Source organism: Klebsiella terrigena (assembly GCF_012029655.1).
Classification (GTDB): domain Bacteria; phylum Pseudomonadota; class Gammaproteobacteria; order Enterobacterales; family Enterobacteriaceae; genus Klebsiella; species Klebsiella terrigena.
Genome location: NZ_CP050508.1, coordinates 4,966,333 through 4,989,508 on the forward strand (window position 1 = coordinate 4,966,333; position 23,176 = coordinate 4,989,508).

18 protein-coding genes and 1 pseudogene are annotated in these 23,176 nt (G+C 51.6%); 13 read left to right on the forward strand and 6 right to left on the reverse strand.

Annotated features, from left to right (window positions below; all coding sequences use genetic code 11):
* The first annotated feature begins 12 nt into the window (after window positions 1-12).
* From HCK03_RS23320 to HCK03_RS23335, 4 genes are read left to right on the forward strand one after another with little or no spacing between them, the layout of a single operon-like run.
* The gene (locus HCK03_RS23320; RefSeq protein ID WP_167692251.1) at window positions 13-1,398 is read left to right on the forward strand and encodes a Cu(I)/Ag(I) efflux RND transporter outer membrane protein; all 1,386 of its coding nucleotides are present in this window, start codon (window positions 13-15) and stop codon (window positions 1,396-1,398) included.
* A gap of 29 nt (window positions 1,399-1,427) precedes the next feature.
* Entirely contained in the window at window positions 1,428-1,775 is a 348-nt protein-coding gene (gene cusF / locus HCK03_RS23325; protein WP_041143858.1) for a cation efflux system protein CusF, read from the forward strand.
* Window positions 1,776-1,800: 25 nt separating this feature from the next.
* The gene (locus tag HCK03_RS23330) at window positions 1,801-3,084 is read left to right on the forward strand and encodes an efflux RND transporter periplasmic adaptor subunit (RefSeq protein ID WP_041143857.1); all 1,284 of its coding nucleotides are present in this window, start codon (window positions 1,801-1,803) and stop codon (window positions 3,082-3,084) included.
* Window positions 3,085-3,095: 11 nt separating this feature from the next.
* A complete protein-coding gene (locus HCK03_RS23335; protein ID WP_041143856.1) occupies window positions 3,096-6,248 on the forward strand; it encodes a CusA/CzcA family heavy metal efflux RND transporter in 3,153 nt (1,050 codons plus the stop codon).
* A gap of 73 nt (window positions 6,249-6,321) precedes the next feature.
* On the opposite strand, the gene yjeJ is transcribed toward HCK03_RS23335, so the two are convergent.
* The 4 genes from yjeJ to HCK03_RS23355 all read right to left on the reverse strand — a co-directional run bounded on the left by yjeJ (window position 6,322) and on the right by HCK03_RS23355 (window position 10,991).
* Window positions 6,322-7,170 carry a YjeJ family protein gene (yjeJ, locus tag HCK03_RS23340; RefSeq protein ID WP_041143855.1) on the reverse strand — a complete coding sequence of 283 codons (849 nt, stop codon included), beginning with the start codon at window positions 7,168-7,170 and terminating at the stop codon, window positions 6,322-6,324.
* Window positions 7,170-9,311 carry a peptidase domain-containing ABC transporter gene (locus tag HCK03_RS23345; RefSeq protein ID WP_167692252.1) on the reverse strand — a complete coding sequence of 714 codons (2,142 nt, stop codon included), beginning with the start codon at window positions 9,309-9,311 and terminating at the stop codon, window positions 7,170-7,172. The genes yjeJ and HCK03_RS23345 overlap by 1 nt, the downstream gene beginning before the upstream one ends.
* Complete coding sequence (locus tag HCK03_RS23350) at window positions 9,304-10,587, reverse strand: HlyD family secretion protein (RefSeq protein ID WP_134525193.1); 1,284 nt, start codon at window positions 10,585-10,587, stop codon at window positions 9,304-9,306. Before HCK03_RS23350 ends, HCK03_RS23345 begins: the two co-directional genes overlap by 8 nt.
* A 62-nt stretch (window positions 10,588-10,649) precedes the next feature.
* On the reverse strand, window positions 10,650-10,991 hold the full coding sequence (locus HCK03_RS23355; protein WP_041143852.1) for a hypothetical protein: 342 nt from the start codon (window positions 10,989-10,991) through the stop codon (window positions 10,650-10,652).
* 987 nt (window positions 10,992-11,978) lie between these two features.
* On the opposite strand from HCK03_RS23355, the gene HCK03_RS23360 reads away from it, so the two are divergent.
* The 8 genes and pseudogenes from HCK03_RS23360 (at window position 11,979) to HCK03_RS23390 (ending at window position 19,990) form a co-directional block, all read left to right on the forward strand.
* Window positions 11,979-12,545 carry a fimbrial protein gene (locus tag HCK03_RS23360; protein ID WP_041143851.1) on the forward strand — a complete coding sequence of 189 codons (567 nt, stop codon included), beginning with the start codon at window positions 11,979-11,981 and terminating at the stop codon, window positions 12,543-12,545.
* Between the two features lie 61 nt (window positions 12,546-12,606).
* The gene (locus tag HCK03_RS23365) at window positions 12,607-13,296 is read left to right on the forward strand and encodes a fimbrial biogenesis chaperone (protein WP_041143850.1); all 690 of its coding nucleotides are present in this window, start codon (window positions 12,607-12,609) and stop codon (window positions 13,294-13,296) included.
* A 29-nt stretch (window positions 13,297-13,325) separates the two neighbouring features.
* Window positions 13,326-15,872 carry a fimbria/pilus outer membrane usher protein gene (locus tag HCK03_RS23370; RefSeq protein ID WP_041143849.1) on the forward strand — a complete coding sequence of 849 codons (2,547 nt, stop codon included), beginning with the start codon at window positions 13,326-13,328 and terminating at the stop codon, window positions 15,870-15,872.
* A 22-nt stretch (window positions 15,873-15,894) separates the two neighbouring features.
* Window positions 15,895-16,938, forward strand: coding sequence for a fimbrial protein (locus tag HCK03_RS23375; RefSeq protein WP_167692253.1), 1,044 nt, complete (start codon window positions 15,895-15,897; stop codon window positions 16,936-16,938).
* 391 nt (window positions 16,939-17,329) lie between these two features.
* A complete protein-coding gene (locus HCK03_RS23380) occupies window positions 17,330-18,256 on the forward strand; it encodes a winged helix-turn-helix domain-containing protein (RefSeq protein ID WP_167692254.1) in 927 nt (308 codons plus the stop codon).
* Between the two features lie 449 nt (window positions 18,257-18,705).
* A pseudogene (locus tag HCK03_RS26500) lies at window positions 18,706-18,864 on the forward strand (winged helix-turn-helix domain-containing protein); the annotation flags it as partial.
* A gap of 6 nt (window positions 18,865-18,870) precedes the next feature.
* On the forward strand, window positions 18,871-19,512 hold the full coding sequence (locus tag HCK03_RS23385) for a hypothetical protein (RefSeq protein ID WP_266096263.1): 642 nt from the start codon (window positions 18,871-18,873) through the stop codon (window positions 19,510-19,512).
* Between the two features lies 1 nt (window position 19,513).
* Entirely contained in the window at window positions 19,514-19,990 is a 477-nt protein-coding gene (locus HCK03_RS23390; protein WP_115193674.1) for a hypothetical protein, read from the forward strand.
* A gap of 74 nt (window positions 19,991-20,064) precedes the next feature.
* Here the strand turns inward: HCK03_RS23390 and HCK03_RS23395 are convergent, their stop codons facing one another.
* Both HCK03_RS23395 and HCK03_RS23400 read right to left on the reverse strand, forming a co-directional pair.
* Window positions 20,065-20,538 (reverse strand): hypothetical protein, encoded by a 474-nt coding sequence (locus tag HCK03_RS23395; RefSeq protein ID WP_115193675.1) that lies wholly within the window; start codon window positions 20,536-20,538, stop codon window positions 20,065-20,067.
* Window positions 20,538-21,452 (reverse strand): transcriptional regulator, encoded by a 915-nt coding sequence (locus tag HCK03_RS23400; protein ID WP_167692256.1) that lies wholly within the window; start codon window positions 21,450-21,452, stop codon window positions 20,538-20,540. Before HCK03_RS23400 ends, HCK03_RS23395 begins: the two co-directional genes overlap by 1 nt.
* A 1,232-nt stretch (window positions 21,453-22,684) precedes the next feature.
* On the opposite strand from HCK03_RS23400, the gene HCK03_RS23405 reads away from it, so the two are divergent.
* On the forward strand, window positions 22,685-22,843 hold the full coding sequence (locus tag HCK03_RS23405) for a YqaE/Pmp3 family membrane protein (RefSeq protein WP_041143845.1): 159 nt from the start codon (window positions 22,685-22,687) through the stop codon (window positions 22,841-22,843).
* Window positions 22,844-23,176 lie beyond the last annotated feature (333 nt).

Here is a 23,176-nt window from a genome sequence, read left to right on the forward strand (position 1 = left end):
AAACCTGCCACTATGCGCCAGTTAAAGCTTATTTCGCTCAGCGTTATTTTTATCCTGACGGGCTGTCTCTCCTTAGCCCCGGACTACCGCCAGCCGACCTCGCCGGTGCCGCAGCAGTTCTCCCTCAGCCAGAACCAACTGGTGACGCCGCCTGCGGACTATCAGGAGACCGGATGGCGCGCGTTTTTCGCCGACCTGCAGGTTAAATCGCTGATTGCTACCGCGCTTGGCAATAACCGGGACCTGCGCATGGCGACCCTGAAAGTGCAGGAAGCGCGGGCGCAGTACGGCGTGACCGATGCCGACCGCTATCCGCAGCTCGACGCCTCCGCCAGCACCACCTACGGCGGGAAGCTTAAAGGCGATACCACCACCAGCAGCGACTATCAGGCCGGGCTGAACCTCAGCTTCGATCTCGACTTCTTCGGCCGCCTGAAAAACATGAGTGAAGCGCAGCGGCAGACCTTTTTCGCCAGCGTAGAAGCCCAGCGCGCGGTACACATCTTATTGATTGCTAACGTTTCACAAAGCTACTTCAACCAACGGCTGGCCGCAGCGCAGCTCGCCGTGGCCCGCGAGACGTTACAAAACTACCGCCAGTCCTATGCTTTCGTAGAGAAACAGCTGCTGACCGGCAGCAGCAGCGTGCTGGCGCTGGAGCAGGCGCGCGGGGTGATTGAAAGTACCCGCGCCGATATCGCCAGGCGGGAAGGTGAGCTGGCGCAGGCCAACAACGCCCTGCAGCTGCTATTGGGCAGCTATCAGCGCCTGCCGGACGACGCGGCCGACGGCGCGGGGGATATTCACAGCCTCAGGCTGCCGCCCGCCCTCTCCTCGCAGATCCTGCTCCAGCGCCCCGATATTTTAGAGGCCGAGCACGGGCTGCGGGCGGCGAACGCCAATATCGGCGCCGCGCGGGCGGCTTTCTTCCCGTCGATTACGCTAACCAGTTCGCTTTCCGGCAGCAGCGCCGACCTCTCCAGCCTGTTTAATCCGGCCAGCGGGATGTGGAACTTCATCCCGAAAATCGAGCTGCCGATATTCAACGCAGGGCGAAATCAGGCCAACCTCGACGTCGCCGAAATCCGTCAGCAGCAGTCGGTGGTGAATTACGAACAGAAAATCCAGAACGCTTTTAAAGAGGTGGCCGATGCCCTGGCCCTGCGCCAGAGCCTGGCGGATCAAATCAGCGCCCAGCAGCGCTATCTTGCCTCCCTGCAAATCACCCGCCAGCGCGCCGGAACGCTCTATCAACACGGCGCGGTCAGCTATATCGAAGTGCTGGACGCCGAACGTTCGCTGTTCGCCACGCAGCAGACCCTGCTGGATCTCAACTACGCCCGCCAGGTGAACGAAATTCAGCTCTTTACCGCCCTCGGCGGCGGCTGGCTCGAATAACCCATTATTGAATATCAGGAGTGTTAATCATGAATCATGTCGCAAAAACGGTCATTTTTGGTCTTCTTCTGTCCGCAGCGGTCTCCGGCGCCCAGGCCGCCGGACACCAGCATGGCGAAATGATGCCCGCCGCGCCCGCCGCCGGGCAGGCGCAGGCCATCAGCGCCACCGGCGAAGTCAAAATCATTGATATGGAGAGTAAAAAAGTCACCATCGACCATGACGCCATCCCGGCGCTGAACTGGCCGCCGATGACCATGCGCTTCACCATCACTCCGCAAACCCAGCTTGGCGCGGTTAAGCCCGGCGATAAGGTCGCCTTCACCTTTATTCAACAGGGCAACCTCTCCTTATTACAGGATATCCACGTTAACTAATAAGGTGTTCACGGAGCGCATTACGATGGTCTCTCTAAAACTTAAAACCGCTGCGCTCATTATCAGCAGTATGTCTCTTGGCGGGATGATTGCGGCGGGCCTCTATAGCGGGCTTGCCCCCGCTCACCCTGCGGGCGACGCGGAGCCTGCCGCCGGACAGGCGCGTAAAGTCCTGTTCTGGTATGACCCGATGTACCCCAATACGCGCTTTGATAAGCCGGGGAAATCGCCGTTTATGGATATGGACCTGGTGGCCAAATACGCCGATGAAGAGGCGCCGCCTTCGGCCGCGCCGGGCGTACGCATCGACCCGACGCAAACCCAGAATCTGGGCGTTAAAACCGCCGCCGTCGTCCGCGGCCCGCTCAGCTACGCCCGGACCTTCCCGGCCAACGTCAGCTATAACGAATACCAGTTTGTCATCGTCCAGGCGCGCTCGGCGGGCTTTATTGACAGGGTCTACCCGCTGACCGTCGGGGATAAGATAAAGAAAGGCACCCCGCTTATCGACCTGACCATTCCCGACTGGGTCGAGGCGCAGAGTGAATATCTGCTGCTGCAGGAAACCGGCGGCACCGCCACCCAGGTGGAGGGGATCCTCGAGCGGCTGCGCCTCGCCGGAATGCCGGATGAGGATATCCGCCGCCTGAAGGCGACGCGCAAAATTCAGACCCGCTTCACCCTTAAAGCGCCGATTGACGGCGTGATTACCGCCTTTGATCTTCGCACCGGCATGAACATCGCCAAAGATAACGTGGTGGCCAAAATTCAGGGCATGGACCCGGTGTGGATTAGCGCCTCGGTGCCGGAATCTATCGCCTGGCTGATTAAAGACGCCTCGCAGTTTGCCCTTTCTGTTCCGGCATGGCCGGACAAAGCCTTCACCATCAGCAAATGGAGCATGCTGCCCGGCGTGGATGCGGCTACCCGCACGCTGCAGCTGCGTCTGCAGGTCGATAACCCGGACGAGGCGCTGAAGCCGGGAATGACCGCCTGGCTGAAGCTGAACGCGCAGAGTCAGCCGATGCTGCTAATCCCGTCGAAAGCGCTGATCGACAGCGGCGCGGAGCAGCGGGTTATCACCGTGGACGGCGACGGCCGCTTCGTGCCGAAACCGGTCGAGGTCTTCCAGCAGTCCGGCGATATGACGGCGATCCGCTCCGGCATTCATGAAGGAGAGAAGGTGGTCGCCAGCGGCCTGTTCCTGATTGATTCCGAGGCCAATATCTCCGGCGCGCTGGATCGGATGCGCGCAAAGCCGACCGCCGCGACGCCGAACGTACCGAATAGCGCGGCGCATGCGCACTGAGGAGATGACAAATGATTGAATGGATTATCCGTCGCTCGGTGGCCAACCGCTTTCTGGTGATCATGGGGGCGCTGTTCCTCAGCATCTGGGGGACGTGGACCATCGTCCATACGCCGGTGGATGCCCTGCCGGATCTCTCTGACGTGCAGGTGATCGTCAAGACCAGCTACCCTGGCCAGGCGCCGCAAATCGTCGAAAACCAGGTCACCTGGCCGCTGACCACCACCATGCTCTCGGTGCCGGGAGCCAAAACGGTGCGCGGCTTCTCGCAGTTCGGCGCCTCCTACGTCTACGTGATTTTTGCCGACGGCACCGATCCCTACTGGGCGCGCTCGCGGGTGCTGGAGTACCTCAACCAGGTGCAGGGCAAGCTTCCGGCCGGCGTCAGCGCCGAAATGGGTCCGGATGCCACCGGCGTCGGTTGGATCTACGAGTACGCGCTGGTCGACCGCAGCGGCAGGCACGACCTCGCCGAGCTGCGCTCGCTGCAGGACTGGTTTTTAAAATATGAGCTAAAAACGATTCCGGACGTCTCGGAAGTGGCCTCGGTGGGCGGCGTGGTCAAAGAGTATCAGGTCGTGGTCGACCCGCTGAAGCTGACCCAGTACGGCATTACCCTGGCGGCGGTGAAATCGGCGCTGGATGCCTCCAACCAGGAGGCCGGCGGCTCTTCCGTCGAGCTGGCGGAAGCCGAATATATGGTGCGCGCCAGCGGCTATCTGCAAAGCCTCGATGACTTTAACCACATCGTGCTGGCAACCGGCGACAGCGGCGTGCCGGTCTATCTGCGCGACGTCGCCAGGGTACAAATCGGCCCGGAAATGCGCCGCGGCATCGCCGAACTGAACGGCGAAGGCGAAGTGGCCGGCGGCGTGGTGATCCTGCGCTCCGGCAAGAACGCCCGCGAAGTGATTTCGGCCGTAAGGGCCAAACTGGCATCCCTGCAGAGCAGCCTGCCGGAAGGGGTTGAAGTGGTCACCACCTATGACCGCAGCCAGCTGATCGACCGGGCCATCGACAACCTCAGCATGAAGCTGCTGGAGGAGTTTATCGTCGTCGCGCTGGTCTGCGCCCTGTTCCTGTGGCACCTACGCTCGGCGCTGGTCGCCATCATCTCTCTCCCGCTCGGCCTGTGCTTCGCCTTTATCATGATGCATTTCCAGGGGCTGAACGCCAACATCATGTCGCTGGGCGGAATTGCGATTGCGGTGGGGGCGATGGTCGATGCCGCCATCGTGATGATAGAAAACGCCCACAAGCGGCTGGAGGAGTGGGATCATCAGCATCCCGGAGAGCGGCCCGATAACGACACGCGCTGGAAAATCATCACCGACGCCTCGGTGGAGGTCGGCCCGGCGCTGTTTATCAGCCTGCTGATTATCACCCTGTCGTTTATCCCAATTTTCACCCTCGAAGGGCAGGAAGGAAAGCTGTTCGGCCCGCTGGCGTTTACCAAAACCTGGTCGATGGCCGGGGCGGCGCTGCTGGCGATCGTGGCGATCCCGATCCTAATGGGGTTCTGGATCCGCGGCAGGATCCCGGCGGAGAGCAGCAACCCGCTCAACCGCTTCCTGATCCGCATTTATCATCCGCTGCTGCTGAAGGTGCTGCGCTGGCCGAAGGCGACCCTGCTGGTCGCGGCGCTAACGATCCTGACGGTCATCTGGCCGCTCAGCCGGGTGGGCGGCGAGTTCCTGCCGCAGATCAACGAAGGCGATCTGCTGTATATGCCGTCAACCCTGCCGGGAATTTCCGCCTCGCAGGCGGCGGATATGCTGCAGAAGACCGATAAGCTGATCATGACGGTGCCGGAAGTGGCCCGCGTGTTCGGCAAAACCGGTAAGGCCGAGACCGCCACCGATTCCGCCCCGCTGGAGATGGTCGAGACCACCATTCAGCTCAAGCCGCAGAATCAGTGGCGCCCGGGGATGACCATGGAGAAGATCGTCGAAGAGCTGGATAAAGCCGTGCGCCTGCCGGGACTCGCCAACCTGTGGGTGCCGCCGATCCGCAACCGGATCGATATGCTCTCCACCGGGATCAAGAGCCCGATCGGCATTAAGGTCTCCGGCACTAACCTCGCCGATATCGACGAGAGCGCCGAGCAGATTGAAGCGGTGGCCCGCACCGTGCCGGGCGTCACCTCAGCGCTGGCGGAGCGGCTGGTCGGCGGGCGCTATCTCAACATCGATATCAACCGCGAGCAGGCTGCCCGCTACGGCATGAGCGTCGGCGACGTGCAGCTGTTCGTCTCCTCGGCCATCGGCGGCGCGATGGTGGGCGAAACGGTAGAAGGCGTCGAGCGCTACCCGATCAACATCCGCTACCCGCAAAGCTACCGCGACAGCCCGGAGGCCCTGCGCCAGCTGCCGATCCTCACTCCGCTGAAGCAGCAAATCGTCCTCGGCGACGTGGCGCAGGTCAAGGTAGTAACCGGCCCGTCGATGCTGAAAACCGAGAACGCCCGCCCGACCAGCTGGATCTATATCGACGCCAGGGATCGCGACATGGTGTCGGTGGTGCACGATCTGCAGCAGGCCATCGCCCAGGGCGTGAAGCTGAAGCCGGGGACCAGCGTCTCCTACTCCGGCCAGTTTGAGCTGCTCGAACGCGCCAACCAGAAGCTGAAGCTGATGGTCCCCATGACGCTGATGATCATTTTCGTCCTGCTGTACCTCGCGTTCCGTCGCTTTGGCGAGGCGCTGCTGATCATCGCCAGCGTGCCGTTCGCGCTGGTCGGCGGCATCTGGTTCCTCTACTGGATGGGATTCCATCTGTCGGTGGCGACCGGTACCGGCTTTATCGCCCTTGCCGGGGTGGCGGCGGAATTTGGCGTGGTGATGCTGATGTACCTGCGCCACGCCATTGAAGCGGAGCCGTCGCTGGAAAACGCGGAAACCTTCAGCGCTGATAAGCTTGACGAGGCGCTGTACCGCGGCGCGGTGCTGCGCGTGCGGCCAAAGGCGATGACCGTGGCGGTCATTATCGCCGGCCTGCTGCCGATTTTATGGGGTACCGGCGCCGGTTCGGAGGTGATGAGCCGCATCGCCGCGCCGATGATTGGCGGGATGATCACCGCCCCGCTGCTGTCGCTGTTTATCATTCCGGCGGCCTATAAGCTGATGTGGCTGTACCGGCACCGACGCCCGGCGCAGCGGGCATAACCGGGCGGCGAGCGGGCCGGATCGCTATCCGCCCCGCTCGCCCTCGCTCGCTCGCGCACTCTGCCAGGAGGCGCTAGCACGTTGATGGCGACATCTGCGTGGTTCGATGCTGGATATGCGCCCGCAGCAGCTTCTCCAACTCCTCTTCTCTTATCTGGGGGTCGATCTTTTGACACTCAAAGGCCAGCGTTCGCTGCCGGTAGGGAGCCAGCAGCGGGTTATTATTTAATAATAATTCGCCGATCGCCTTAATCCGGCTCGCTTCAAGCCCCGGCAGCGCTTTAATGATGGCCCCGCACGGAATATCGCCATCGTCGCCGATCATAACCAGCGAATAAAAATCGCTGAAGGCGGAGAGTTTCCACGCCGGCACGTTAAATTTATTGTAGTTAATTCCGCTGCTGTCGATATTGGCAAAATTGACGGTATACAACGGAATAAAATCGTTTGCCTGCAGGGCCAGGGAAATAAACGCCGCGTCCCCGGTCTTATGTATCGTTGCCAGCAAAAGGTTGAGCAAAAACTCCATCTGCGTAACCGTCAGATCGACGGATATCACCTCATCATTTTGCAAAAAGAACAGAAAGGTGACCTTCTCCTGACCATCTTTCATCACGAAATCGGTCACCCGCAGCGCGACGTTGGGGTTCTGTATTTCATCAAGCGTGACGGTGAGCGTACGGTTGTTTAACCGCTCGGTATCGGCGATGGTGCGGGCTCTGATGCTCTCGGGGTCCTCGCGAAACAGCATTTGCAGCCTGCGGTAGCCGCTGAAAACCGCAAATACCAGGTCCTGAACCCGATCGGGCGGGAGATACACCAGCGCTTCTGCACTCACGACGCTTTGCATCTTCAGGGCTAACGCCAGCACCGCGTTGGGGGATTTAATTATTCCGCTATTAATACCCGTTAAGATGTTCATCAAATAGTCTCCGTAGTAAGCTGCTGTGGCAACGAGGTCAGTTTCGCTAAATCAATAATTCGATCGGCGCTGGCGATGGTTGAAGGACGGTGGGCGATAATAATTCGGGTGATGTTTAACGATTCAATCGCCGCGTTGACCATCTTTTCATTATTAATATCGAGATGGCTGGTAGCCTCATCCATAAATAAAATTTTCGGCTTTTGGTAGAGCGCCCGGGCAATGAGCAAGCGCTGCTTTTGACCGCCGGAGATCCCGGCGCCAAGCTCGCCGATAATCGTTTCATAGCCCATCGGCATGCGCTGGATCTCTTCATGGATATTGCATCTCATGGCGCAGTCAACGAGCAGCGCCCGATCCATCTCCTCATCAAAGCCCGAAATGTTATCGGCAATAGACCCGGAAAACAGGCGGTCCTCCTGTAATACGCAGGCGATATTGCTGCGGAAGTTATTAATGCCGATTTTGTTAATATCAAAACCGCCGATAAATATATCGCCGCGCTCCGGCGTCAGCAGGCCAGACATGACTTTGAGTAACGTTGTTTTACCGATGCCTGACGCGCCGATCAGCGCGACGGACTCTCCAGCGGCCACGCTAATATTGACGTTAGAAAATACGGGTTTTGACAGCAGGTCATACTGATAGGCCAAATTCTGCACGTCTAAAGAAACGCCAACGTCATCGGCAAAAATCTTTCTTACCGGCGACTCTGCCTCCGGTTCGCTGTAGACAATTTCAGAAATACGCTCGTTATGTAGCGACAGCATTTTCAGCTGCATCGTGAGGTCGATAAGCGACGCGGCGCGCTGGGCAAACTGGCCGCGATAGGCGTTAAACGCCATATACATACCGATGGTCATCGTGTTATCCATAACCATCTGCGCGCCCAGCCATAAAATGACAACCTGATCGGCCGAGTTAATGAAGGTATTAATCCCGCCAAACAGCATATCGAAACGCGTTTGCTTCAGACCGGCGTTGCTGACATCGATATTGGTATTCAGCCAGTGCTGGGAGCGCCTGTTTTTCAGGTTAAGCGATTTTATCGTCGCGATGCCGTACAGCGTCTCCATAAAATGCGAGCCCGAACGCGCGCGTTTGACGATCAGCTCTTCATTGATGGCGCGATAAAATTTATAGGTGATCGCGCGCATCGCGGCGTAGCAAAGAGTGAACCCCAGCACAACCCACACCAGCCAGCCGCCGTACAGGCTCAGCATCACAAGCAGGCCGATGGTCATGATGGAGTCAATAATTCCGCTAACGATGCTGTTGGTAAAGGTTGAGCGGATGGTATCCAGAGAAGCAAACCGCGACTGTATATCCCCCAACTGGCGCTTCTCAAAGAAAGCGAGCGGCAGGCCGATCAGATGATCGAAAAAGCTCGTTTTCCACTGCACGTCGGTCAGCGTATTCAGCTTTAGCGAAACCCACGCGCGCAGCATACTGACCCAGGTTTTAAAAATCGTAAAAAACATTAGCCCGACGCAGATGACCAGCAGCAGGTTTTCATCATGTGCGGTAATAACATGGTCGGTAACAACCTGCGTGCCCATTGGCAGCAGCAAATTCACCGTTTCAATGACTACCGACAGCATCAATATTTTCGTCAGCGCTGACTTCAGGCCAACAATGTTGTGCATTAACTCCCGCAGCTTTAGCCGCGAGCGCTGCTTTTCCTGAACGAAGCCGCTATCCGGCCACGCCTCAAGCGCGATGCCGCTGAAGTTTTCTGATAATTCCTTACGATGAACCACGCGTCGCCCAAGCGCCGGATCGTTAATAACAAAACGCTTACCCTTTACCGCAACCAGCACGACAAAGTGATTTAATGACCAGTGCAGTATGCAGGGCAGACGGAGCTCGCCGATCTCTGCAATATCCAGGGATAATGCCCGCGTTTTCAGGCCTGCCTTCTGCGCAATCGTCGCCAGGGCGTTTAACGTCGTTCCGTGGGATGAGGAGCCGTAGGTATTGCGAAAGTTGAACAGATCGATATCTTTGCCATAGAACCCACAAATCATTGCTAAGCAGGCATTACCGCACTCCGTTGATTCAGACTGTATAATTACCGGGACTTTGTTCCTGATTGAAAAGTTGATCCTTCTAAAAATTGAATCAAGCACATCTTTATTCATCTTTGGGTCCCTTAAGGCTCTGAACTACTTTATATACTGGTGAGAACAGCCACTGATACAGCGGCCTCTCCTCGGTAAAAACAATGCTCTTCGCCTTAAGGCCATTCGATAGCACAAGCGTTCTGTTCTTATAAATAAACTCTTTTTCTTTAACGTTGATAATTGCTTTGTAGAGCGTGGGTGTCGTATTGCTGTTGGCCTGGCTATTGCCATAGTCAGATAATTCCCGGCGGGTAACCGGCATTGATGAGATTGACATCACCTTGCCAGAAAATTGACCAAACTTATCTGAAGGAAACGCATCGTAGCGGATATTCACGGTATCGCCGATTTTGACATAGGGTAAACTGTTATCGGGTAGCCACAGCAGTAAATAATAGTTAATGCCGGTAAGCTGCTTAACCTGAGCCAGGCTGCTCCCGGCCTCGATCATTTGACCACGGGTAACGGCTATCGACTCCACCCGGCCATCAATCGTCGACTTCACTAAAATTCTTCCGCTCGCGCTGTTTTCAATCAGCTGAGTTTGCAGATCTCTCAGCTGGCTATATTGTGAAGTAATCTGATTATCAATCTCAGCGGTCTTTACCGTTAAATCACTCCGGGTCTGGGTGAGCTGCAGTTCTATCTGCATTTTCTGCGATGATAACGACTGAAATGCATTTTGCTGCTGGACGAAAAGAGAGTGCTGATTATTGTACTGATCTTTATTGATCAACCCCCGCTGCAGGTAGCTGCTGTAGTTTTTCAGCGATGTCTCAATATGTGAAAGCCCTTTTTTGGCCGTCGTCAGCATTTTCTCGGTTTCATCCAGGGAGCGCTCATAGCGCTGAATCTGGCGACGCGTGGTGCCAATAAAATCATCTTTGTTAGCTTTTAGTTTTTGGATGATATCTTCAGCATTGACAATCTTGGCTTTCACCATCGAAACATTGGTATCACTGACGTTGCCGACGTCGGTGTTTTTGGACACATCCAGCTCAAATAACACGGCGCCTTTCTTAACAACATCACCAACCTGGACATACTGTTTCGAGATCGAACCCAACAGCGGTGAGGAGATATTAAGAGGATGAGGCAAAGTGATCACCTCGCCGGCGACATCAATTCTTTTGGTATATTTAAAAAAGCAAAGCATGGCGATGATAACAGCTAAAAAAGCGATACAGCAGGCGGAAACTATCAGCGGCGAAACGCCTCCGAACAAAATCACGCGTCCTTTCCAGTAGCTTCGCTGATGCTCTATCGCTTCCTGTCTGAACAATCTTTTACCCATGAGTACCTGACCTGATATAAAAAGGCCCGACGCATCGGGCCAGAAGAGGAATTAATTCAAAATCATGGTTTAAAGGTGCCGTCGAGATAACCCTCGACCAGCTTTTGGGTATACTTCCAGGTATCATCGTAACCCACAATCGCGCCGCCGATACCGCAGGTAATGCCGCCGATAATACCGCCGACGATCATGCCAACACCCTGACCAATCGAACCAACACCCAGGAGCCCGCCGCCGTCGCCGCCGTGCGTACCACCAATAACGGCCCCGCCAGCAAAGCCGGCAACTGCGCCAAGCGTTGCGCTGACTACCGCTTCACCGATATTGCCAAAAATATCCCACGGGCTGCTCCAGGAGTAAGCACCAGAAACGGCATTCATTTCTTCAAGAGAAAGTACTTTCATCACAATTCCTTATATATTTAATTTGTATATTCCAGATGGTATAAATTTATCAATCACATATGCTGTGTTGATGGGAGGCTATTTTCGGCACTTCCTGTAAAAAAACAACTTTAGTTTCATGAATAATCCAGGCTTCAGATCTAAATAAGAAATAAAAATATGAATAAGAAAAGTGATTGTTATCAAAGAGTATCGTTATCCGGACTTAACCTGTTTTCTACAGCCTTCGATCATATAGAGGGCAGCATCCTCATACCGCGGTGCTGATACCAGCGTCGGCCGTGATGACCTGTCGCGAAGGGTGCCGGACTGGGCACTATTATTTTTTCTGAATCACAAAAAAGAAGGTGTAATTTGTAATATTTAACAATAACATAGAACAAAATTAACCAAGGAGAAAACCAAGACATCAACGACTCAGCGGCCCATGGATGATGAACTTCAACCCTCACTGGTAGCTATCTCATTTTTTATTTTCTGAGCACCAGAGCTTGCAAAGCGTTACCGCTGTCGATAACAAGGATATTACGACTGCCATGAATAATAATAATCACGCGGCCACGATTATTATAAGCGTTTCACTACTATCTTACCTAAAAGAAGAGCGACGCTGACTCAGCGCCTCAAATCAAACCGCACTCAATCTTTATAGATATTAACTTTGTTTAACCTCGTAACTTATCTCAACGGATGTTTTCCCACCTATATCGCCCCGGCAGCGCCCGCCATGAGTACGCTCCCCATCGTCCAGGAAAGCCATTTCCCCTGCTCGCTGCTTAACGTTTTACCTGTATTAAGTTTTATTGAAAAAAATTCAGATGAGTATTTTAACAGACCAGGATTAATATAGCGGCACTTACCCATACAAGCCGTAAGGGTTGCAGAGTAAGTATATATGGATACATACGGGAGAAGTTGCTGAAGTCTATATACACGGTCTCTTTTCCGGTACTCAATATTTTAACTTTAAATGAATGGATTAAACGGATGAAAAAAACAATTCTGGCTATGGTTATTACTGCCGCTACCGCTTTCAGTGCTCAGGCTTTGGCAACGAACCAGGCTGAAGTTACTATTCTGGGTGAAGTAGCAGACTCTCAGACTTCCTGCGTCGTGACACCGACCGGTACCCTCAACAACGGTATCGTTAAGTTAATGACCGTGACCACTGCTGAAGCAACCGGTCAGTCTGTTAATACCTTATTTAAAAACCAGAAGTTTGGTTTCCAGGTTAAAGACTGTGCTATCGGCGGCGCGGATGAAAGCAACATTACCGGTCTGAGCGTGAAAGTCACCGGTACATCCTCTGTAGCCCCTGAGATTCTGGACAACGTTGCCGATAACGGCGCTAAAAACATCGGTATTGGTATTCAGAAAGTAAGCAACAGCGCTCGTATCAAATTCGATGGCACTGCGGTTGCTGAAGCCTATACCCCGCAGCAGGCAACTAACCTGGAATATCTTGCTGGCTACGTGAAAGTCAACGCGGCAAACCCGGTTACTGAAGGCCCGGTTAAAGGTGTTGCAACCTTTACCATTGATTACACCCTCTAATTAATTTTTAAGGGGCCTGCTCATTCAGCAGGCCCTTTTAATTAAATGCTGAAGGAATCTAATGTACCAGATGATGATCAAGGCAATCATTGCCTTCGCCATGATACTGAGCGGCTTTGCGCATGCAGGTATTGTTATCGAATCAACTCGCTATCTTTATAAAGAAGGCGCTCGTGAGATATCTGCGCAGATTGATAATAAAGACGAAATGCCTTACCTGATCAAGTCGTGGGTTGAAGCAGCAGAGGGAAAACCTCCTGCATTTATGGTCACGCCCCCCCTTTTTCGCCTGGAGATGAAACAGAAAAATACCGTCCGTATATTCTCCACTGGCAACGTCAATGCCCCCACTGACCGTGAATCATCCTATTTTTTCAATATTATGGCCATCCCGCCGTCGGATGATACCTATGCGAGCAACAATACTATACAGCTCGCCGTTCGCCATCGCATGCGGCTTATTTACCGACCGAAGGCGCTAGCCGAGCTGTCCAATAATACCGAAGCCGAGAAAATAGAATGGCGCAGGGCCGGAAAGCAGCTCACCATAAAAAACCCAACGCCATTTTTCTTTTATTTCAGAAATGTCCAGATTGGCGCCAGTGAATATCAGGCACAAATTAAATTTATTGAGCCTTTCTCCTCAAAAGCTATAACGCTAAAAGATAACGGCAATGCTACCAAAGTAACGTGGAAAATAGTCAATGATTATGGAGGTGCAGGTTCCCTCTATTCATCGATATTGCCATAAACAGTTCGCATTTATAAATGGATGTTTTTATGCCAATAGAACACAAAGATCACTTCAGGCTATCTACGCTCTGCATAGCGATTATTACTATAATGACGGCGAGCATTCACACTACGGTGAATGCGCGTGAATTCTTTGATCCCGCATTTATTACATCAGCCAATGGAGGTGACGCCTCCAACGTCCCCGACCTGTCAATTTATCAGTCGGTCAACGCTCAGGCTCCGGGCGACTACCGGGTTGACGTCGTCTTTAATGGTCGCTACCTGGAAACCAAAAACGTTAAATTTGTCGCGACCGAGCGCAGCAGCAGGCTTGATAAACAGCTAAACCTAACCCCCTGCTTTACGCTGGAGGCCCTCTCCCGGTATGGCGTCAGAGTTAAATCATTTCCCGAGCTAAAAGAGAACGAACAAGGCTGCGCCAACTTCGATATTATTCCAGACAGCAAAACAGTGTTCGATTTCACCGCCCAGCGCCTGGATATTTCCACCCCTCAGGCCGCGATGAGCACGGTAGCCAACGACTACATCCCGCCGGAAAAGTTTGATGACGGCATAAACGCCATGTTTGTGAACTACCAGTTTAACGGTTCGCAGGATTATAAAAGCGATAATGAATACTACGGCCTGAATCTGGAATCCGGGATAAACCTCGGCCCCTGGCGCATCAGGAACCTTAGCATGTGGAACAAAAGTAAGGGGGAATCAGCTCATTTTGATTCCGCCTATCTTTATCTGCAGCGCAGCTTGCGCTCTATCAGCAGCGACCTGATCATCGGTGAAAGCTCTTCTCTATCCGGCATATTTGATAGCGTCCCCTTTTCCGGCGTGCAGCTGGCGACGGATACCAGCATGCTGCCGGAGAGCATGCGCGGCTACGCCCCGGTGATCCGCGGTATTGCTAAAACCAACGCCCGGGTGGTGATCAAACAGAATGGCTATCAGGTTTACCAGACCTACGTCGCGCCGGGCGCGTTTGAAATTACGGATATGTACCCCAGCGGTGGGAGTGGCGATCTGTATGTTACGGTTGAAGAGTCCGATGGCTCGAGACAGAACTTTATCGTGCCCTTTGCGGCTCTGCCGGTGATGCTGAGGGAGAACCAGTTCGAATATGAAATCACCTCGGGGAGATACCGCCCTTACGTCGGCAGCATTGATGAACCCCCTTTTACACAGGCCACCGCCAAATACGGCTTATCAACCAGCGCCACCATTTTTGGCGGTATGCAGGCATCGGCAAAATATCAGGCCCTTTCTGGCGGAATGGGGTATAACCTCGCCAACCTGGGCGCCCTGTCGGCCGACGTGACCCAGGCATGGTCAAAAAAACGCTATGACGATAAAACGTCCGGCCAGTCGTGGCGCATACGCTACGGTAAAAATATTATCGAAACCGGAACCAATTTCACTATTGCCGGCTATCGCTACTCGACAAAAGGGTTTAACACCCTTTCCGAAGTGCTTAATACCTATTCCGATGACGGACGTTATTACTCGGCGCGCTCTTTACGCAATCGTACTAACCTGACGCTTAACCAGAGCCTGGGTAAATCGCGAGGTAGCCTGTCCATCAGCGCCCTCATCGAAGATTACTGGGATAACAAGCGTACCAATAAATCATTGAGCCTCGGCTATAACGGCGGCTGGCGGGGTGTTAACTACTATCTGGGCTATAGCTATAACCGCTATACCTGGGGTACACACAGTTCCAGCCATGAGGTGCGAAACGATCAGCGCCTCGCGCTCACCATCTCCATACCTCTGAGCAACTGGCTGCCAAATACCTATGCCAGCTATCAGATCACCGAAAGTAGCCCAGGCTCTACGGATCAGTACGTTTCTTTAGGCGGCATCGGGCTGGAAAACAATAATCTCGCCTGGGACATCCAGCAGGGTTACAGCAACCGTGAGCACTATAGCGGCGACCTCAGGGGAACCTATAACGGCTCGCGCGGCAGCGTCAACGCCGGCTATAGCTACGACAACAACAGCCGGCGCTTCGACTACGGCGCCAGCGGCAGCCTGATCGCGCATGCGAACGGAATAACGTTTGGCCAGAATATCAGCAACGCGGCCGTGCTAATCCAGGCCCCAGGTCTGGACAACGTCAGGCTCAGCTCGGATTCAACAATCGTCACCGACAGTCGCGGCTACGCCATCGTTCCCTATATTACCCCCTACCGCAGTACCGATATCACTCTGGACAGCACATCCTTTGGCGACGACATGGAGCTGATGCAGACCACGCAGCAGGTTGTTCCCACCCGTGGCGCCATCGTGCGCGCAAACTATGCCGGGAATATTGGGCAGCGGGCATTTATTCGGCTTAAAACGCCAGCAGGCCGGGAGGTGCCATTTGGCGCGATGGCCACGCTTGCCGGTGCGGCTAAATCCCAGGCCAGCATCGTGAGCGACGCAGGCATGGTTTATATGACCGGCCTGCAGCCAACAGGTGCACTGACGGTCAGCTGGGGTAAAAATGCGGGCCAGAAATGTACCGCCATCTATACCTTACCTGCCAGTCAGAAGAAAAACGCCGGAGTCAGCCAGACTGAAGCCCTGTGTCGATAATAATCATAACGAGATGAGTGAAATGAAAAAAATGATTGTACTGCTGGCCGGAATATTTTTCTGCGGCGGGGTTTCGGCTGCACGGCTATGCTCTTATACCGATTCTGCGGGTAAAGAGGGTCCTAATGGTGGCGTAGAAGAACGTCAGGGTATGACGATGTACCCCAAGATATCAGCCGATCCGACTCTTCCGGTTGGCGCAATCCTTTATAGCCGAACGATAGGCGGGATGAATCTACATCACCGACTCTATACCTGCGGACCGGGAGCAAATTATATCGTCGCCGTGAGCAGGCCAGAGGTTCCGGGGATGAGCCTTCGCGGCATGCCCGTTTATGAAACCGGCGTTGACGGTATCGGTATTCAGTTCAGCGATATATTCTCGAGCCGGATCGGTAAACAGATCGTCGGAAAGGCAGGAACCTGGCCAACGCCTTATGATAAATCCGCGCAGTTTCTCGCAACGCCGTACTTTTCTGCCTGGTTAGTTAAAACGGGCCCCATTGATACCAGCGGGGCGACCAACATCAACGTCGAAATTGAGTTTCGCGTGGCAGACCCGGCCGACCCGGGATATGCAAGAAAAGGCGCTATCTACTGGGTAAACCCCAAAACATCAAGAGCAATATCCTTTCGTAATGAGAGCTGCAATATTTCGCTTAAAGGGCCGAGTACGGTCCATCTGCAAAGAATTGCCAAAAGCGATCTGCTGGCGCTTGCTCGCGGGGCGACAACCGGCAAAGGTAAAGAAATTGACATGAATATTACCTGCCCAACTGAACTGCAAGGTCAGAAACTCACCTACTGGTTTAACCCCAAGGGAGCGGTTGGCACCGCTCCAGGAGTACTGGAAAATACAGCAGTACCCGGAGGCGCCAACAACGTTGGGATCATTTTGAAAAAAAATAATCTTCCGGTGAAATTTTTCGATACCGATGCCTACACTATTCCATCCCTTAGCCTTAATCAGGACATCAGCTTTACCGCTGATTATTACATGATAGATCCTGCTATTACGGACGGGCCGGTTAAAGCGGTTCTCGAGGTCGTTATCCAGGAAGATTAATCCCCGGCATTCAGAGTATAAAATGCCCTCAGCAAGAGGGCTTAAACGATTGGGGTAGATACGGGTATTTTGAATACGTTGGCAGGGCCTGCTACACGAACCTCCGCATTCGGCCGTTAACAGCCCGACTCAGGAAACAAAACGACTAGCGGGGCCCTTATCCTTAGGCCAGCCCTGAAGTTCAGGAGACCGCCCTGCCAGCCTGACTCATCGCAGCTTTTTTACATATCTGGCCTGAGCGTTCCTTTGACAGGCTCAGAGCGAAACGGCTAGCGAGCCTTCACCTAACGTCACGAACGAGTATGTTTAAATAATATAATAATAACAAAATTCATTTTACAGCTATTACGCTCACGTGCTTATGCTTGTCTTTTACCAGGAGATAAATAAAATGGCGAACGACAGCAATAAATTACATAAATTAATAACAGACTTACGCACCAATTATATCATTAATGAATGCGTAGAGTTCCAGCCGGCGACAAGTACCCTACGTAATATCCACAATCCAGATCTTAAGGTCACGCTTAATTTACCCGCCGGGCGCTGTTTGCTGTTATTAATTAATCATGGGGGCGACGTCGTCACACAGCAGGATTTTATGAATATCGTCTGGAAACAGAGCGGCATGCGAGTCACCGCCAACGCCTATTACCAGAATATCTCGATTCTCCGCAGAGGCCTTACCCATGCAGGGTTAGAGGAAAATGTGATTATCACCCTTCCCCGGATCGGGCTGACTCTGGCCTCCGGCACGCAAATCCGCCAATCAGTCACGGACGCATCCCCTGACTCAAGAAGCACCAAGAAACCGCTCCACAATACATCGATCGCGGTGGTTAAAGACAATAGCCACAAGGAGATCGAACTCGCATCGACGATTATGGACGAATATAGCTTAAAAAATGAGCCGGCATGGTCGGAAGACCGCAACAAACCCTTGCCAGCCACTCTTGTCAGCATTAAGAGACGCAGACCGGTTCTCACGGTAAAAAATGGCGTTCTTCTGGCGGCAGCCATCGTGGCGATTGCCGCGCTTTTCTCATACATGGCGGGTATAAAAGAAAGCTATTTTTCTGGCTATGAAACGATAACCTCGACCCAACAACGCTGCCATGTTTTTTCGGCAGAACCGGCATCCGACAGCCTGAAAAAAGCAGTGCTCAGCAAATATGGCGAACATATCACCCGCGATTGCCGGAACTATCCCTGGGTATACGTGACGACAACAACAGACCTCCCGAGAACCTCGATCATCCGCTGCAATAAACCCTTCGCGCAATCGACTGCGTGTATTTCCGAATACTTTATTGAATAATGGCAAAAACGTTATGCCACCATTTCGCTGCATTGACGGATTAAAACATCAAGTAAAAATCATGCCGGGATCGCTCTTAATTTAATCTGATATCAGACAATCTGCCGTCAGGTTCATGCCGACGCATAATGGCAACCCGATGATTCGCTTATGTTATTGAGGGAAAGAATGTCCTGCCCGCGATAGCCCGCTCGGACAGGCTCGTTGATTCAAAGCAATTATATAAATAAGACTTTTCGCCAGGAGTCAGAGTATGCAGTGCTTAATCTATCACTTATACTTTTATCTAAATGTGAAAATATCTTAATTTTATCTGCATCCGCCGGATAAATCTTACCTGCTGCTGAATGAGTTATATATAATTAATGCATAGATATTACGTTATTAACAATGCTGTTGAATTCCACCCAACGACCCGCAAGTTAAGAAATATTATCATCCCCACGAATATGGTCGTTCTGAACTCTCCGGCAAGCCGTTGTTTATTATTATTAATCGAGAGATCCGGCACAATTGTGACGCAGCAAGAGTTTATGTATAACGTTTGGGAAAAACTCGGGCTCGTAGTCTCAGCAAATACCTACTATCAAAACATTTGTCTACTCAGAAAGGGGATGAAAGAGATTGGGTTTCACAGCGACCCCATCACAACGATACCGCGTATTGGCTTAACGCTGGCCCTTGATACACAGATTCAGACCATTGAATCCACTGACCCGCCAGCACCAGACAATGATGATGGACAGGCAGCCGATGACGCAGCATTGCCCGCATCTTATGAAGAGCTGAACAAAGCGGACTCTGGCCATGCCAGCAGCCCGCACGAAACCGTCGAGTCCGTTGCTGATATACCGGCATCAGTCCCCGACATTCCCGATCCGCTGTACCTGAAAAAGGGAGACGCCGGCAGACTCAGTAAACTTTTTTTGCTCATCTCGATTCTTATCTTTTCTATTCTGCTGACGGATCTCAAGGTCATTGTGGCCCACTTCCAGGATCAGCGTTACTTCGAAAACTATCAGCTCACCGTCAACACCGATGGCTGCCATCTGTTCCTCAATAAAGATATTCATAGCGCCGATGAACGAACGAAAGCGCTTAACTACGGCGTTCAGTTCAAATCTGACTGCCAAAAGTTCCCATGGGTATATATCAGCAGATACGCCATGCTGCCCAGGGCTTCGGTGATTCGCTGTAATAAACCCATGTCCAGCCCTAACTACTGTATTTCAAACTATTTTATTGAGGATCATTAGAATGAGACATTACCGTGTATCGGTGTATGTGCTTTGTGTATGCTTATTTTTAACTTTAATACTGGCGGGTTATTCGTTGTGGCAGCGCTATCAGCCGCTTGAATTCACATGCAAAGCAACCTTTGTTCAGCACCACGCGGACGAGAACCTCTATGTCTCGTTAACTTACAGAATTAGCAAAGATAGCGGCATGCTCAGCATGAATGGCCGCTCCCTTACTAATGGGGCAAACAAATTCAATCGAAAAATATTTTTCAACATTGAAAAGCGCAACAACGTTTATCACCTGCACTCGGTTAACAATGTCGTTTTCCCTGATGAAACCGTTAACAACAGCTGGTTAGAGAAATATGAACCTATGTTTTTCGTTTATCCCCAAAAGGATATTTACGTGAAAATACTTGAGCAACAAAACAGCTATTTATTTATATTCTCGACCTTGCCAGCCTACGTATGTCATAAGCAAAAAGGTCTCTGAGATCGTCATCGTCCTTGCAAGCCACGGCGCTCTTTGCGTAACCGGCCATGACAGGCAGAGTCCTGCCGGATGATTTAAACGTGATTATATTTCTTACAGTAGAACACCGGCATATTATGTAAGTAGATGACAGGATTTTTATACTTATCGTACTCAATCTTCAGCGCAAGCTCTTTTCCTGCTTCATAAAAGAATGCAGGAAAATGAAAATCCACATTGCTGCCTTTGCTGTTATCGGTACTCAGGTACTCGACATACTGATTTTTAAGTATGTAAACATCATTATTTTTCACGTATGTAAAATTAATGACTCTGCCAACCTGCGACTGCACGCCATTCTCAGCGGCGATGGCGTGCACCGTGAGTTCGCCTTTATCATTCCCCAGGGTGAAACCAAAATTTGAGTCCAGACGAAAACCATCATGCAGCAAGGTATGACGACTCTGGCATACAATTTTATTATTTGAATCATCCGAATTGAAAAAATAGACCGCCGCAAATACAGTCACTATCAGTAAAGCTGCCAGGTAATATATCTTTGTTCGCATTACTTTACCTTCATGTTTTTCATTACCGTCAGCGAGCGGCAGTTTTGATTGTTTTTATCGTATACGGGGCAATACATTAAGTTTAAGCGTGTATTCATTGGCGACGCAGTAAAATAAACCACTTCTTTATTCGCACAGGATAACCCTAGTGCCCTGAGGATTTCCTTAATCTCGGCGGGTGAATAATTGCGGTCTGCTGAAAATAGAGTACAGCCATCGGAAGAGATTTTGATATAGTCAGCAAAAGCATCGCCGCCGGCGCTATAGTGATGATTAAAAATACTCACTAAAGCCATCGCCACAATGACGACTATCCCTGCATTCCTTAACCATTTACCTCTGTTATTGCCATGACTATTTACCGAACTCTCTGCTGGCTTGATTTCATCTACCGCCGGATCGTGTAATACCTCGGGCGTGCTATTAAACACCTCCAGAGTATCATCAACCTCTGCCAGGGCTGGAATTTCATTCGCGATATTATTCGGAGCCAGGGCCTCTTTGCCGTCAAGGTCGGTTTTTACACTGTTGTCAATTTGTAGCTCAATATCTTCATCCGGATACAGATATGCTACTTTTACGCTATTATTAAACCTCAATCCGTGCCTTGGCACCGTATCAATAACGTCTGAAAACCCTAAAGCTGCAAGGGACTTTCGGAGATGTAAAATACACTGGTAATAAGTGTTATGGCTCACCCCGGCATTGCGCTTGCTTCCCCATCCGCAGAGGATCAGCTCTTCCTGAGAAACTATCTCGCCCTGGTGACGGAGTAACTTTTCCAGACAGCAGCTCGCAGGAAGATGTAGCTTAATTTCTTTTGCATTTAGCTTATCAACAATCACCCGCTGGGAAGGGACGAACGCAGCCCTCTCCCCAATAATAAAGCTTTGGATGTTATCTGAGCGATCCATATTACTACACCCTTAGCTACCAGTGTCTTTGAAATCAGTGAGTTAGATATTCGGCGAATGAAGAAAATTTTTCGCGCAAATATTAACCGAACAAATAAAGATTAACAAACGGAATTTAACTATGTTCCGGTGTAGAAAATCCATATCGCAATACGCAAAATGCGAGGGATCTCTATTTATTTCAGCAACATCCATTGACAGACTATCAACTTGTTTCCAGGTTAGCATTGGTGTAACTAATTATAAATGCTAATGCCTTCCAAAAAGTCTTTAAAAGGTTATCAGAATGATTAGTTTATTAATCACCGTTCCTGACAACTCGTATCACGTAGCATCATCTTCTTCCCCGCCAGCGGGATATTTAGCCAGATTCTACTCTAACCGCTTACTTTTCGCCGGCAGTCGGGACGGCTGAAACGCATGAGATGATGAACGCAAATGATAAACAAAGCTGGAGTATTGCACCACAGACCGCGATGTCGGTAGAAACATATCAAAACATTCGATAATCTTCTGAAAATAGTCGCCTGCTTCTATATCCTGAAAAGAGTGGCCAATAAGATTGATATATTAAGATCAGATTGTTACGAGACCACATCAGGTTTTAACCGTTCTAAAACACCTAACTTACACATGGCAAGCATTTCATTTACCCACCAGGTATTCGAGTTTAAAACACTCTGCGACTATATACAGGCACTGATTATAAAGCCGACAAACCAGATATTCAGCCACGAGAATTGATGGTAGCTTTTGTTCACAATAAGGCAATCTGTTTTTCGAGGGGCAAATAATTAACGAACTATCGTGTGGCGAAGGGGTTACAAAACACCACGGCAAATCAGCGGCACGCTCGGCCGGAACAATAAGATAGCGTCGGGAGCGATTAAGGCGGCGAGGCTGGACGATATCGCCTTCTCTATCGCGGGCATCGACTGCGCGCTCCATGCCCTCCATGCGAATAAATCCGGGAAATGACGTCTATCTGCAGGATGTACAGAACCCAATGCAAAGCGCTATCGGCATCGCGCTGCGGGGAAGGTTTCGGCAGTCATCCTCAGGAACTGCGCGCACAGCCCGCGCTAAGATAAATAAAGGACGTTATCTCCGGCGCCGGTTACCGCCCGCCTTCAGCGTAAAGGAGAGTAAAACCGCCGGGCAAACTGGCAGTCTCGGGCAGAATTACTAAGCTTAATCAGGTAAAACGGTTATTTTTCTTATAGGGAGCGTATATGGGATTCTGGAGAGTTGTTTTAACGATTATTCTGCCGCCGCTTGGCGTACTGTTGGGTAAAGGCTTCGGCTGGGCATTTATTCTTAACATTGTGCTGACGCTGCTGGGTTATATTCCCGGCCTGATTCACGCGTTCTGGGTACAAACCCGCGATTAACCGCCCCCACCATTACGGCGCACAGGCGCCGTTTGTTTCGTTAAGCCTGGCAGAACAATAATGGCTATCTGTATATTAAGCTTGAATAATATTTGTCAGCCGAGTCACCCTATCGCGCGGCTCAATGCCGTTTTAATAACAGCCCTCTTATTATGGGGTCTTTATTATTAGCCAAAAGCAAGGCGTGCCAGGTAAATCCGAAACCCTGCAGCTTTAGGAGCTTTACCTACGTGCGCAGAGATATTCGCGTAAGAAAGTCATTGCATGATTTTGAAACATAGGTGACGTTGACTCTTCAGGCCATTTGCAAAATGCACTTCATTTGAATAAGCC

Coding starts and splice junctions, on each gene's coding strand:
- HCK03_RS23320 (WP_167692251.1), top strand. CDS start 13: ATGCGCCAGTTAAAGCTTATTTCGCTCAGCGTTATTTTTATCCTGACG.
- cusF (WP_041143858.1), top strand. CDS start 1,428: ATGAATCATGTCGCAAAAACGGTCATTTTTGGTCTTCTTCTGTCCGCA.
- HCK03_RS23330 (WP_041143857.1), top strand. CDS start 1,801: ATGGTCTCTCTAAAACTTAAAACCGCTGCGCTCATTATCAGCAGTATG.
- HCK03_RS23335 (WP_041143856.1), top strand. CDS start 3,096: ATGATTGAATGGATTATCCGTCGCTCGGTGGCCAACCGCTTTCTGGTG.
- yjeJ (WP_041143855.1), bottom strand. CDS start 7,170: ATGAACATCTTAACGGGTATTAATAGCGGAATAATTAAATCCCCCAAC.
- HCK03_RS23345 (WP_167692252.1), bottom strand. CDS start 9,311: ATGAATAAAGATGTGCTTGATTCAATTTTTAGAAGGATCAACTTTTCA.
- HCK03_RS23350 (WP_134525193.1), bottom strand. CDS start 10,587: ATGGGTAAAAGATTGTTCAGACAGGAAGCGATAGAGCATCAGCGAAGC.
- HCK03_RS23355 (WP_041143852.1), bottom strand. CDS start 10,991: ATGAAAGTACTTTCTCTTGAAGAAATGAATGCCGTTTCTGGTGCTTAC.
- HCK03_RS23360 (WP_041143851.1), top strand. CDS start 11,979: ATGAAAAAAACAATTCTGGCTATGGTTATTACTGCCGCTACCGCTTTC.
- HCK03_RS23365 (WP_041143850.1), top strand. CDS start 12,607: ATGTACCAGATGATGATCAAGGCAATCATTGCCTTCGCCATGATACTG.
- HCK03_RS23370 (WP_041143849.1), top strand. CDS start 13,326: ATGCCAATAGAACACAAAGATCACTTCAGGCTATCTACGCTCTGCATA.
- HCK03_RS23375 (WP_167692253.1), top strand. CDS start 15,895: ATGAAAAAAATGATTGTACTGCTGGCCGGAATATTTTTCTGCGGCGGG.
- HCK03_RS23380 (WP_167692254.1), top strand. CDS start 17,330: ATGGCGAACGACAGCAATAAATTACATAAATTAATAACAGACTTACGC.
- HCK03_RS23385 (WP_266096263.1), top strand. CDS start 18,871: ATGAAAGAGATTGGGTTTCACAGCGACCCCATCACAACGATACCGCGT.
- HCK03_RS23390 (WP_115193674.1), top strand. CDS start 19,514: ATGAGACATTACCGTGTATCGGTGTATGTGCTTTGTGTATGCTTATTT.
- HCK03_RS23395 (WP_115193675.1), bottom strand. CDS start 20,538: ATGCGAACAAAGATATATTACCTGGCAGCTTTACTGATAGTGACTGTA.
- HCK03_RS23400 (WP_167692256.1), bottom strand. CDS start 21,452: ATGGATCGCTCAGATAACATCCAAAGCTTTATTATTGGGGAGAGGGCT.
- HCK03_RS23405 (WP_041143845.1), top strand. CDS start 22,685: ATGGGATTCTGGAGAGTTGTTTTAACGATTATTCTGCCGCCGCTTGGC.